Origin of the sequence: Psychrobacter sp. GP33 (assembly GCF_014119005.1) — a bacterium.
In the GTDB taxonomy this organism is placed as follows: domain Bacteria; phylum Pseudomonadota; class Gammaproteobacteria; order Pseudomonadales; family Moraxellaceae; genus Psychrobacter.
The window spans coordinates 34,131-46,344 of the sequence record NZ_JACGYX010000006.1; the positions used below are offsets into that span (position 1 = coordinate 34,131).

Annotated in this window: 12 protein-coding genes; 4 read left to right on the forward strand and 8 right to left on the reverse strand. The window is 42.5% G+C overall.

Annotated features, from left to right (window positions below):
- Positions 1 to 326 precede the first annotated feature (326 nt).
- From glmS to hisF, 7 genes are all read right to left on the reverse strand, one after another.
- Positions 327 to 2,171, reverse strand: coding sequence for a glutamine--fructose-6-phosphate transaminase (isomerizing) (gene glmS, locus H2245_RS09435; RefSeq protein ID WP_182407152.1), 1,845 nt, complete (start codon positions 2,169 to 2,171; stop codon positions 327 to 329).
- 237 nt (positions 2,172 to 2,408) lie between these two features.
- Complete coding sequence (gene glmU, locus H2245_RS09440) at positions 2,409 to 3,791, reverse strand: bifunctional UDP-N-acetylglucosamine diphosphorylase/glucosamine-1-phosphate N-acetyltransferase GlmU (protein WP_182407153.1); 1,383 nt, start codon at positions 3,789 to 3,791, stop codon at positions 2,409 to 2,411.
- Positions 3,792 to 3,953: 162 nt separating this feature from the next.
- Positions 3,954 to 4,526, reverse strand: a complete 573-nt coding sequence (locus H2245_RS09445; RefSeq protein WP_182407154.1) for a phosphatidylglycerophosphatase A — start codon at positions 4,524 to 4,526, stop codon at positions 3,954 to 3,956.
- Positions 4,527 to 4,528: 2 nt separating this feature from the next.
- On the reverse strand, positions 4,529 to 5,617 hold the full coding sequence (gene thiL, locus H2245_RS09450) for a thiamine-phosphate kinase (protein WP_182407155.1): 1,089 nt from the start codon (positions 5,615 to 5,617) through the stop codon (positions 4,529 to 4,531).
- 2 nt (positions 5,618 to 5,619) lie between these two features.
- Positions 5,620 to 6,489 (reverse strand): transcription antitermination factor NusB, encoded by an 870-nt coding sequence (nusB, locus tag H2245_RS09455; RefSeq protein ID WP_182407156.1) that lies wholly within the window; start codon positions 6,487 to 6,489, stop codon positions 5,620 to 5,622.
- Positions 6,490 to 6,775: 286 nt separating this feature from the next.
- Entirely contained in the window at positions 6,776 to 7,297 is a 522-nt protein-coding gene (ribE, locus tag H2245_RS09460) for a 6,7-dimethyl-8-ribityllumazine synthase (RefSeq protein WP_182407157.1), read from the reverse strand.
- 146 nt (positions 7,298 to 7,443) lie between these two features.
- Positions 7,444 to 8,226 (reverse strand): imidazole glycerol phosphate synthase subunit HisF, encoded by a 783-nt coding sequence (gene hisF / locus H2245_RS09465; protein WP_182407158.1) that lies wholly within the window; start codon positions 8,224 to 8,226, stop codon positions 7,444 to 7,446.
- Between the two features lie 221 nt (positions 8,227 to 8,447).
- Between hisF and H2245_RS09470 the strand changes: the two genes are divergently transcribed.
- The 4 genes from H2245_RS09470 (at position 8,448) to H2245_RS09485 (ending at position 11,458) form a co-directional block, all read left to right on the forward strand.
- A complete protein-coding gene (locus H2245_RS09470) occupies positions 8,448 to 9,455 on the forward strand; it encodes a homoserine kinase (protein WP_182407159.1) in 1,008 nt (335 codons plus the stop codon).
- Positions 9,456 to 9,603: 148 nt separating this feature from the next.
- Positions 9,604 to 9,942: a hypothetical protein gene (locus H2245_RS09475; protein WP_259365161.1), complete on the forward strand. Its 339-nt coding sequence runs from the start codon at positions 9,604 to 9,606 to the stop codon at positions 9,940 to 9,942.
- The gene (locus tag H2245_RS09480; RefSeq protein WP_182407160.1) at positions 9,943 to 10,881 is read left to right on the forward strand and encodes a class II glutamine amidotransferase; all 939 of its coding nucleotides are present in this window, start codon (positions 9,943 to 9,945) and stop codon (positions 10,879 to 10,881) included.
- 124 nt (positions 10,882 to 11,005) lie between these two features.
- On the forward strand, positions 11,006 to 11,458 hold the full coding sequence (locus H2245_RS09485; protein ID WP_182407161.1) for a hypothetical protein: 453 nt from the start codon (positions 11,006 to 11,008) through the stop codon (positions 11,456 to 11,458).
- Positions 11,459 to 11,665: 207 nt separating this feature from the next.
- Here the strand turns inward: H2245_RS09485 and H2245_RS09490 are convergent, their stop codons facing one another.
- Positions 11,666 to 12,211: a YchJ family protein gene (locus H2245_RS09490; RefSeq protein WP_182407162.1), complete on the reverse strand. Its 546-nt coding sequence runs from the start codon at positions 12,209 to 12,211 to the stop codon at positions 11,666 to 11,668.
- Positions 12,212 to 12,214 lie beyond the last annotated feature (3 nt).

The following is a 12,214-nucleotide window of genomic DNA, read 5'->3' on the forward strand; positions in this document are numbered from 1 at the left end:
AAAGTTACTTAATCTTTCATCGAAAAAATCAATGCATGTACACCATGAAATACAACTTCATAATTTTGATAATTCGATCTGCTATTGTATATATGTCAGAGTCGAAAGTTAAAGTCATAACTAAGGTGACGAGCCGATTCAGTCAGCATTATCTAATTAATACGCTTCTTATTTTTAACCAAAAAAATCCTTCGTCATCTTAAAGAGATGGCGAAGGATTTGTCATATAGAATAAGAAATGATTAATAATGGTCATTAACCGCATAGATAACTAATTTCTTAAATAACTAATGGTTCAATAGCGATTAAAAATCAATAAGTATCTCTTATTCAACCGTCACTGATTTAGCAAGGTTACGCGGTTGATCAACGTCTGTGCCGCGCATGACGGCAACATGATAGGACAGTAATTGTACTGGCACGCTATATACGATTGGCGCAAGCGTTTCGCAAACGTCTGGTACATAAACAACATGCATACGGTCTTCGGCAACCATCTTGCTCGATTCGCTGGCGAAGATAAATAGTTCACCGTGGCGCGCATGTACCTCTTGCATATTGGCTTTAAGCTTATCAAACATGCTATCTTTTGGTGCAAGTACGACGATAGGCATATCCTTATCGACAAGGGCTAAAGGACCATGTTTTAGCTCGCCAGCTGCATAGCCTTCCGCATGGATATAGGAGATTTCTTTAAGCTTTAACGCACCTTCTAAAGCAATCGGAAATTGCAGACCACGACCTAAGAACAGGCAGCTCTTTTTATCCTCAAAGCTTTCACTCATCGCTTTGATATCGTTATCAAGGTGCAAGCTGGCATAAAGCTGACCGGGTAGCTTTTGTAGCTCACCAAGTAATTCAGTCAAACGTGCGCTATCAATTCGTGACTGAGTCATGCCAATTTTGAGCACCAATAACATTAAAGCAGCAAGTTGAGTGGTAAAGGCTTTTGTTGACGCCACACCAATCTCAGGACCAGCAAGCGTTGGCAAAAAGATATCCGTCTCGCGTACTAAAGATGAGGTTGGTACGTTACATAAGGCTAAGCTGACCAATCCTGCTGGATTCTGCTTCTGGGTATCACGTAATGCGGATAAGGTATCTGCTGTTTCACCCGATTGCGAGATACAAATCACTAGAGAGTTATCAACGACGACCGGATTGCGATAGCGGAACTCACTTGCGACTTCAACAGAGCAGGGCAGACGGGTTAGATTTTCAAACCAATATTTGGCAACCATACCGGCGTGATAGCTGGTACCACAAGCAATGACTTGGATATGACGTACACCAGCCAGCTGAGCGTTGTGACGCTGTAAAAAGTCATCACTTAGTTTTGAGGTTTCGTTATTATCAATAGCCATCTCAAGCGTACGGGCGACTGCATCAGGCTGCTCGTAGATTTCTTTGAGCATATAGTGCTTAAATTCGCCCTTATCGGCATTGTGTTGCTCGGCATCGATTTCATGAATTTTGCGACTGACTTCAACGCCATCAGCATAAACGGTAATGCGATTGCGTGTTAATTTGGCAATATCGCCTTCTTCTAAATACATGAAGCGATTAGTCACTGGTAACAAAGCCAATTGATCCGAGGCAATAAAGTTCTCGCCAATACCTACGCCAATCACTAATGGTGATCCTAGGCGAACGGTTATTAGTTCTTCTGGACTGTCTACATGGACAATGCCTAATGCAAATGCGCCATGAAGCATTGGAATGACTGCGCGAACGGCCTCTAATAAATCAGGGGTACTCTGATACAAATCATTGATTAAATGAGCGACCACTTCAGTATCAGTTTGTGAAGTAAATTCATAACCTTTAGCAATTAATTCTTCTTTTAACTCGGCATAGTTTTCAACAATACCGTTATGAACCACGGCGATTTTTCCAGATACATGTGGGTGCGCATTACGCTGCGCAGGCTCGCCATGCGTTGCCCAGCGCGTATGAGCAATACCGATATGACCATCAAAAAATTCTGGGTTCACCGCAACGGCATCGACCAATGCTTGTACTTTACCCACTTGGCGCTCACGATGGAGCTCGCCATCACGAATAACGGTCAGACCCGCAGAATCATAACCGCGATATTCAAGGCGCTTTAGACCTTCAAGTAAGATATTGGCAATATTACGCTCAGCAACTGCGCCGACTATTCCACACATGGCTAATCCTTAATTAAAATAGAGTTTATAAAATGTAGGTTATAAAAGAGGTTATAAAATAAATGCGCAAGTATAGATAACAAATACTGATAAAAAGACGAAGACCAATACTGAAACATACACAGACGCGTCAAATCAATGAAACGCAGGCTACGCAGTCTATAAATACGATTAAGCAGCCCCACAAAAAATTGCCGCGCTGCTTAGTATTCATTAATGACGGTTCGCTATGCCTGTTTATTTTTGAATTTTGGTTGGGCGCATATAGTTACTCTTAATCGTTTGTCTGGCGCGACCAAAAGCTAGCGTGTGCGCACCAACATCTTCGGTAATGACTGAACCTGCTGCAACAGTTGCCGTATCGCCAATCTTCACCGGTGCAACTAAACTTGAGTTTGAGCCAATAAACACATGATCTTCAATGATGGTTTGTGCTTTATTTACCCCATCATAATTACAAGTAATCGTTCCAGCACCAACATTGACACCAGTGCCAATGGTTGCATCACCAATATAGCTCAGATGATTGATCTTACTACCATGTCCAATCGTTGACTTTTTAATCTCAACAAAATTACCTACTTTACTATTATCAGCAAGTACGGTATCCGGGCGTAAATGAGCAAATGGTCCGATATCAACGCCTGCGCCAACCGTCGAGCTATCAATCACGCAATACGGTTTGATATAACATGCGTTACCAATATGAGAATTTTTAATCACACAACCGGCTTCGATATACACGTTATCGCCAAGAGTACAGTCACCCTCAAACACGACATTAACATCAACAAATACATCTTGACCCGTGCTTAAACTACCACGAATATCGACACGAGTCGGATCAGCGAACTGTACGCCTGCCACCTGTAAGTCGGTCACTAGTTTTGACTGCCATGAACGCTCTAAGCTTGCCAGCTGCTGACGGTTATTGACACCTTCAATCTCAAACGCATGCTCAGGCTCAATAGCAGCAATAGTAATGCCGTCAGCAACTGCCATTTTAACGATATCAGTCAAATAGTATTCTTGCTGAGCATTGTCATTAGATAAGTTAGGCAGATATTTATGCAATAACGCATTATCAACACAATAGATACCGCTATTAATTTCGGTGATTTGCTGCTCAGCATTGCTGGCATCTTTTTGCTCAACAATGGCCTCAATAGCGCCATTGGCATTGCGCTTAATGCGACCTAGACCAAAAGGGTTGCTAACCGTTAAAGTCAGCATTGACATACCTTCTATATTGGCACTCTGTAGCGCGGCTAGCGTCTGACTACTAACCAAAGGGACATCACCGTACAAAATTAAACTCTGTCCTTGCTTTGGTAACTGAGACAACGCGACTTTCACCGCATGACCAGTTCCTAATTGTTCAGTTTGCGCGACCCAATTGATGGGCAGATGTTCATAATTATGACCAATCGTTGCCTGTACCTGATCACCGCCAAAGCCATAAACCACGATGGTCTCGTCTACCTTTAATTGCTGGCAAGTATCTAATACATGACCCAGTAGTGGCTTACCCGCCAAAGTCTGTAAAACTTTTGGTTTAGCGGACTGCATACGAGTGCCTTTACCGGCAGCGAGAATAATTACGGATAATGATGAGGTCATAACAGCTCTATAATTGGGGAGATATAATTATTAACAGCTTTGAATCTGAGAGTCGAGTAACTGCTAATTGATAATAGTGATATTAATAATTTTTATAATTATAACGCAAATGTCGAGAAAATACACGGTCAATAGCGACGAGTGGTTTACTAGCTCGATGAGTTACATGATTAAGGCGACTAATGTCAGTACTACTGCCGCCATAATACCGGCGATGATATCGTCAAGCATAATGCCCAATCCGCCTGAAACTTTTTTATCTGCCCAGTTAATCGGGGGCGGCTTGATAATGTCAAAAAAGCGAAATAAAATAAAGGCGATAAGAATGGCAATCAGCGAAAATGGTCTAGTAATATATTGCCAAAAATCAACTGCCCCAATGCTCATATAAGACAACGGCAATAAGGTAATCCACATCCCTGCCCATTCATCCCACACAATATGCGGATTGTCATGACCGCCCATCAGTGCTGAGGTACGCTCACATATCCAAATACCAACGATACAAGATAAAATAGTCAGGATTGAAAACGCAATAAAACCCAAACTCATCAGCGGTATGCCAACAATCAAGCCACCAACTGTACCCCATGTACCCGGAGCCCGGCGCGGCAACCCGCTACCTAAACCTATACCTAGCCAATAGATTAACCGATCAATAGTACTGGCATGAGCTGGCAGTGGGGGGCAGTCATTGGCTTTACGAATATCGGGTTTGATCAAATTATCAGTCATAATTAGCCTGTAAAATGTTGATAACCCGTGAGAGGGGGTAAGGTTTTGAAAGGAGCAGGGTTCTGCGCGGTTACGGCATGATTTTGATAAAATAAAATAGGACTTGGCGATATAGAAGGTTTATTGATAACAGTTTTATTATTAATACCTTGATCATTAACAGCCTCGTCATTAATAACCGTATCATTACTAAGTGCAATCACTTCACCAATACACGTCACTTGGGAATAAACAGACGGCAGCTCAATATGAGCTGGCAAGGTAAATGCCAATTCATAATCATCGCCACCAGTTAGCTGACACAATAAGCGCTCGGGTAAATCAACGCTGGATAACGGTTTACTGGTTGGCAAGTGCTCAAGGTTGAGACGCATATTGACGCCACTTTGCTGGCAGATATGCCCTAAATCTTGGTACAGACCGTCTGAGATATCAATCATCGCTGTTGCACCACTGTTTGCTAATGCTGCACCTAATTGAACACGTGGCGTTGGCATATGTAACCGATGTGCCAGCTCACTACCAATCGCATTATCCAGGTGCTGCAACGCATAGGCAGCATCGCCGAGCGTTCCTGAAACATAAACCTTGTCACCCACTTGCGCGCCTGAACGATATACTGCGGGCGTATTTGCAGCTAACAAACCTTGTGCACTAATACTCAGTATTAACGTGTCATTACGGGTAGTATCACCGCCAATAAGCGTCACGCCAAATGATTGGCAGGCATGAAATAAACCTTTGGCAAATTCGGTGAGCCATTGCTCATTAGCAAGGCGCTCAGGCAATGCTAATGCCAGTAAAATACTGTGCGGCGTAGCGCCCATTGCTGCCAAATCTGAGACATTAACTGCGACAGCTTTATAACCAATGGCAAATGCTAGCTTATTAACTTCAGCCCAATCGGCACTAAAATGCCGACCTTGCACCAAGGTATCAATACAGCTGACCAAGCGCGCCCCTAACGGTAGCGCCATTACCGCCGCATCATCGCCAATACCTTTTTCAATACTGTGCTCAATACCATTGGCTAAGGCGCTATCGACTTGTAGCTTTAAAAATATGTGCTCAATCAGCTCAAACTCAGTCATGGCTAGTCGTTGCTTTCTTGAGCATTGCTTTCTTGAACATCGCTATCTTGATGATTCGTACCTTTTGCCGCTGCCGCCAATTCTTTAATACTGGCATTAGCTTTATTCGGACGATCACGTTTTATCGCGGCATTATTGGCACTGATACGCGGTTTGGTTGATGCCGTTAGCTCATTATCAAGAGCGTCATTAGCTGTATTCTCAGTCGTTGTTAATTTAGCAGCGGCAGACTTTGTTGCCGATTTTTGCGAAGTACGTAGATTGGCTTTGGTATCTGCTTCGACTTCAACCGCGCGTAGCTCAATGGCCATTCTGTCTAGTACAGCATTAATCAGTTTGTGCGCATCGGTTGCACCAAAGTGATTATTCAACTTCATTGCTTCATCAAGAACGACTTTATAAGGAATCTCTAGACGGTTTTGTAGCTCATACGCGCCAATTAGCAAAATAGCATGCTCAACGGTATCTAACTTATCAACCTCACGATCCAAATGCTGGGCAATCAGCGTATCTAACGCTTCAACTTGCTCTGGAATATCACGCATCATTTCATGATAGTAGCCAATGTGCACGGTATGCATGGCGTTAGAAGCGCGCGTACGAGCAGCAATATCATTGGGCGCATTGTCTTTCCAGCCAAGCTTACCAGTTGTATCAAAACGGCGGTCAGTGACCAGCCATTCGTATAAACCTTGCATGGCAAAGCGGCGTGCTTTACGGACAGCGGTGTGACTGGTCTTATAAGAAGACTCACTCATATCGAAGATTTGTTCACCCGCACTGCTGCTTGCAATACCAACAGCATTGGTAGTATCAGAGGTGGTTTGTGCGGTTTTCGCCGCGCTAATAGCGCGCTTGAGTTGGTCAGTCATAGGGGGTCAATACCTGAGTGTCGAAATAATGTTTTTAAATAGTGTTTTAACAAAAGTTGTTAAGGGTAATGCCAGTAATTGAACTATAGATAAAAGCAAAAGAGCATATGAGAATTATACGGTTAATAAATCCTACTAACCGTTTAGCTCCTAGCTATATAATAATGCGTAAGCGCTGCCAACATTCGTGACAACGCTTATCTAAAATTTAAAAGAGTTTATTTATATAAACCAAGCTTATTTAAATCATATTAACTTAAATAAAATGGCATTAACCAAAATTTAATTAAGCAATATCACTGCTGTCATCGATATCTAATTGCGACAATACCGCAATCATTTCTAGTACAACCATCGCCGCTTCCGAGCCTTTATTACCGGCTTTAGTACCTGCGCGTTCAATCGCTTGCTCAATACTATCGGTAGTTAATACGCCGTTACTTACAGGGATGTTATAGTCAGTCGCAACATTGCTTAAACCTTTAGCAGACTCGCTTGCTACAAAATCAAAGTGCGGCGTGCTGCCACGAATAATCGCGCCCAAAGCAACGATAGCATCAAAACGGTCTGACTCAGCAGCGCGCTGGGCGACAAGTGGCAACTCAAATGCACCCGGCACACGAATAACGGTAATATTGCTGCCCAATACGCCATGACGGAGTAGCGCGTCGATTGCGCCATCAACCAAGGACTCAACGACAAAACCATTAAAACGTGCCACTACGATACCAATACGGGCATCTGCATTTTGATGAAGATTACCATCAATATGGGTGACGGCATTGCGCTGCTGTTGTAAATTTGACATAAAAATACCCTTGGTTATAAGTAGACATTATCAATTAGATTAAATGGTTGTTTTTTTTGAATGAGTTAATAGATAACTGAGTGAAAATAAGTGCTTAGCGCTATGATAACATTTTTTCTATTTGTATTTACAGGCGCATTTTTGTTTTACAAGCGCATCTGAATGCCTTGCGCTGCCATATATTGTTTGGCTTCCATAATCGTGTGTTCGCCAAAGTGAAAAATACTGGCAGCCAAAACCGCATCCGCGCCACCTTGTAACACACCATCGGCTAAATGTTGCAAGTTGCCGACGCCGCCTGAGGCAATGACGGGTACATTCACTTGACTGGTGATTTGTTTCATCAATGGCAAATCATAGCCTTTTTTGGTGCCATCACCATCCATTGACGTGACCAATAATTCACCTGCGCCAAGTGCTGCCATTTTAATTGCCCACTCAACGGCATCAATACCGGTTGGCTTGCGACCACCGTGAGTAAAGATTTCCCAGCGCGGTATAATAATGCCATCAACGTTGATATCGGCAACGCGTTTCGCATCAATAGCCACGACAATACATTGGTTGCCAAATTTTTGCGCCGCTTCACCAACGAATTCTGGGGTAAATACGGCAGCTGAATTAATCGCCACTTTATCCGCGCCAGCATTCAATAAGTTACGGATATCATCGATTTTACGGACACCGCCGCCTACTGTTAACGGCACAAATACCGTTTCTGCCATGCGCTCAACCGTATGATACGTGGTATCGCGTGCGTCACTGGTTGCGGTAATGTCCAAAAAAGTAATCTCATCAGCGCCTTGTTCGTTGTAGCGCCTTGCCACTTCGACCGGATCGCCAGCATCTTTAATATCGACAAATTGCACGCCTTTAACCACACGACCGTTATCGACATCCAAACAAGGGATGATACGCTTTGCTAACATAGGGGTTTTCACCTTATAATCAATTCATTCCATAGGCGCAAGTGTAGCAAAATCACCGCCATATCAGGCAGCTTTTCGCCAAATTAACGCGCTTTTAGTTAAAGTTATGGCATTCGCGCTGTATTTGTCGCTATTACCGTTGAAACTTGTTCTTATTGCTATCTAAATTTATCCCTACTTATCTTTCCATTTACCTTTTTAATTGTCATAAGTGAGATGTCATGTCTGTTTATACCCAGTTAACCGATGCCCAATTTGCTACCTTTTGCCAACGTTTTGGCGTGGCGTTTGCCCGCGCCATTCCGATTACCCAAGGTATCAAAAATTCTAACTGGTTTATTCAGACGACAGAAGATAATGATGGTGAGCACTCTTATGTCTTCACGTTATTTGAAGAGCGTCCGCCAAGCGATATCGAGAAAATGGCAGTAATTCTTAATCAATTGGTAGGTAAATTACCCGTAGCGGCACCAATGGCATTGGCTGACAGTAATAGCAGCAATGAAAAAAGCTACGTGATTCATTATGATAATAAAGCCATTACCCTAGTACCGTGCTTGAGTGGCGCGCATCCTAAGCAAACTACCGAAACCATGTGTGCGGATATGGGCGCGGCATTAGCCGTACTTCATGACACCTTGCAAGCATTGCAGCCAAGCGAAGATTATGGCGTGGCGCTGTATCCATGGAATGAGGTGCGCGACCGTGAAATTCAGTTTATGCCAAGCGATGAAGCCAAGCTGATGCGTGATATTTGGCAGTCTTATAGCGATTTGCCGCTCGATACCTTACCAAAAGGCTTATGTCATCTCGATATGTTCGCTGATAATACCTTGTGGCATTTAGACAACAATAGCGAAACTTTGAGCGGATTGCTCGATTTTACCGAAGTCAGTGTCGAGCATTATGTAATGGATATTGCTATTACTATTAATGACTTTTGTACCACGTGGGGCGATGCTGAACAAGGCGAATCGGTTGATTTTGACCGTCGAAAAATGGCAGTGTTTTTACAAGGTTATGAGTCAAAACGCACTTTGAGTAATGATGAGAAACAAGCGTTACCAATTATGCTCGCAAAAGCGGCAGTAATTTTTTGGTTATTGCGTCTCAACGTCATTCATTACAACCGTACTGAAGGGCGCACGGGCGATAATATCATGGTTAAGAATCCTGACCTTATGAAACGGCTTGCTGCTTATCATTGGTCACATGTTGAAAAAGCGTAATATTTATCCAATAAGCTAAACCTGCTTAATAAAATTAGCTTAAGGGATTATGAAGTAAAAGAAGCAAATAACAGCGGCAAATGAAAATAGCAATTTGACATATTGCCGTTGAAGATGGCGAGCACTCTATCTCTAAAAGGAATTTACCATGACTGATCAAATCGATAATTGGCACAAACTGGCGCGCTACGACACCAATATACAAGGTGAGCTTCACGCCAACCTGCTACGCAATAATGATATCAAAGTATCCGTTCAAGCATTAAGTAGCCTGCCGGGTATGAATTCAGGCGCTGTATTATGGGTGCAAGATACTGATTTGGCACAAGCCCAGCGTATTTTGGCAAGCATTGATACTAATCTTAATGATGCTGACCTCATCGACAATAATACGATAGTACTCGATGGCACAGTAAACCGTTCAACGAATGACGTTTTAACGAATGACGACAATGGTAATAATATTAATAAAGGCGGTAATGCGTAAATGTGTCAACTTTTAGGAATGAACTGTAATACTCCAACCGATATTGGCTTTAGCTTTGCCGGATTTCGTCGTCGTGGTGGCATGACCGACAGCCACGAAGATGGCTTTGGCATTGCGTTTTTTGAGCGCAGCGATTGTCCGTCGAGTAACGGTAATAGTAACGGCAATATAAATAATGAAGAGTCGCAAAATGCCTCAACCGGTTTGCGTTTATTCCATGACAACCGCCCCAGCCATTTATCCCCCGTTGCCGATTTGGTCAATAACTATCCTATTAAAGCCATGAATGTCATCGCTCATATCCGTAAAGCAACGCAGGGGCAAAACTGCTTGGCTAATACCCATCCCTTTACCCGCGAAGTGTGGGGCGAGCAGTGGGTATTTGCGCATAATGGACAGATGAACAAAGGCTTTATCGATCGCTGTCAGCGTTTGCAAGACAATGGCAATGCGTCGCACTGTCAGCCTGTTGGCTCGACCGATTCTGAAATGGCATTTTGTTATCTGATTAATCGCTTGAAAAGTAGCTTTAAAACTCGCCCTGATGACCAAACGTTATTTAATTTCTTAACCACACAATGTCGTTATTTGGCGGCAAATGGCTTGTTTAATTGCTTAATATCAAATGGCAGGTGGCAGTTGGCGTATGCCGGCAGCTTATTATTTTATCTCACGCGCCAAGCACCGTTTGGTGAAGCAAAATTGGCAGATGATGATTTAGCGATTAACTTTAGCGATGTGACTACGGATAACGATAAAGTGACCATCATCGTCACTGTCCCGCTCACTGAAAACGAAAAATGGCAGCAGCTTGCGGTGAATGAATGCCTAATTTTTCAAGATGGCGAGGTTCTCTATAAAGACAGCCCAAGCCAACGGAAGTTTTTGACTATTGAAGAAGGTATTGCGGTGGCAAGAGCAGTTGGAGCGAGTGTATAGGGTTCAATCATAATCAGTATTTTAGGCTTTAAAATAGCTTTCTATACCATACATACGAGCACTGATTATTTTAGCAAAATAGGAGTGTCTATCATTGTTTTATAAAACGATAATAATTTGTATTATGGCATCCTTAGTGGGTTGCAAACAGACCATACCTAGTAATGATGAGGATCATACATTAGAAACTCGAAGTGCTAATGTAGAAGTAGTTAATGTAAACGGTCAATCTGCTAATAAAAATGACAACAATAGGATAGCCACTTGGGAGAAAAAGATATCGGATGGTTATCCTTCCGGTATGGTTGCTGCGTTAAATGGTCATTTACAATTTAAAGATGATTGTATTGTAGTGGTTACGGAAAGCGGGCATATTGAACAGCCCGTATTTCCTTCTTACAATGTAGGTTGGAATGATTCTACAAACACCTTAATTTACGATTCTAAGATATATAAAAGCGGTGACTCAATATCGCTTACAGGGGGTGGTTTAACAAGTGATATTGCTTTTGAAAAAGAGACTAACGTCCATATACCAAGATGCCTAAATAGCTCACTATTTGTAGTTGCGGGATAATAAAACCTAACGAACAGTTGCAGTTGAAAAAGTAGGTAGAAATAGTTCAGTTTAGGAAAAGCTTAATTATATAGCCTATAAACCTTAAAAATATTATGAAATAAAACGTTCTAACTGATATCAAAAAGGAATAGTTTACCCGTAAAGTGCTGATTAAAGAAATTAAGCAATCTTAAACAATAAGCCATAGTTTGTATCCAATATATTTTAAAGTAAATAAACCCCACAACACCGCTTAAACTTCTCACCCGACCCACAAATACACGGCTGCTTTTGGCTCACGGTCATGGCAACTGTAGGGTCAAGGAAGTACCAGCGTTCATTTGTCGGACTAGCAAATTTATCGTTTATTTTTACGAAAGTAGATAGTTCATGATGCGCTTGCAACCCATTTTCAGTGTTGTAGAACGCTTTAAATTCAACTTGCGCGTGGCGTTTTCCCAGCTTTGGTGTATGCGTTACGATTTGCAGTCCCGCCCAATCGGTCTCTTTTGCCCACGATTTTATTGATTCAATATCAAGAAAAACTTGCTGCGCAGGCAACGTCGTCTTGATAATATAGTCCGGCTTGACCAATATAAAGGCGCTATAACGGCTGCGCATCAAACACTCTGCACTGTCTGCCTTGATGCCATCTATGTTATCAATATTGTCATGAAATTCCTGACAGCAGTTTTTATAAGATAGTAATGTGGTTGCCGCGTCTTTTGGATTGATTTGGCAAGGGCAGGTTAGTGGTGTATTTTTAGTCATAAG

Bases quoted from the DNA above. Each gene is read 5' to 3' on its own strand.
- glmS (WP_182407152.1), bottom strand. From the start codon at position 2,171: ATGTGTGGAATAGTCGGCGCAGTTGCTGAGCGTAATATTGCCAATATC.
- glmU (WP_182407153.1), bottom strand. From the start codon at position 3,791: ATGACCTCATCATTATCCGTAATTATTCTCGCTGCCGGTAAAGGCACT.
- H2245_RS09445 (WP_182407154.1), bottom strand. From the start codon at position 4,526: ATGACTGATAATTTGATCAAACCCGATATTCGTAAAGCCAATGACTGC.
- thiL (WP_182407155.1), bottom strand. From the start codon at position 5,617: ATGACTGAGTTTGAGCTGATTGAGCACATATTTTTAAAGCTACAAGTC.
- nusB (WP_182407156.1), bottom strand. From the start codon at position 6,489: ATGACTGACCAACTCAAGCGCGCTATTAGCGCGGCGAAAACCGCACAA.
- ribE (WP_182407157.1), bottom strand. From the start codon at position 7,297: ATGTCAAATTTACAACAGCAGCGCAATGCCGTCACCCATATTGATGGT.
- hisF (WP_182407158.1), bottom strand. From the start codon at position 8,226: ATGTTAGCAAAGCGTATCATCCCTTGTTTGGATGTCGATAACGGTCGT.
- H2245_RS09470 (WP_182407159.1), top strand. From the start codon at position 8,448: ATGTCTGTTTATACCCAGTTAACCGATGCCCAATTTGCTACCTTTTGC.
- H2245_RS09475 (WP_259365161.1), top strand. From the start codon at position 9,604: ATGACTGATCAAATCGATAATTGGCACAAACTGGCGCGCTACGACACC.
- H2245_RS09480 (WP_182407160.1), top strand. From the start codon at position 9,943: ATGTGTCAACTTTTAGGAATGAACTGTAATACTCCAACCGATATTGGC.
- H2245_RS09485 (WP_182407161.1), top strand. From the start codon at position 11,006: ATGGCATCCTTAGTGGGTTGCAAACAGACCATACCTAGTAATGATGAG.
- H2245_RS09490 (WP_182407162.1), bottom strand. From the start codon at position 12,211: ATGACTAAAAATACACCACTAACCTGCCCTTGCCAAATCAATCCAAAA.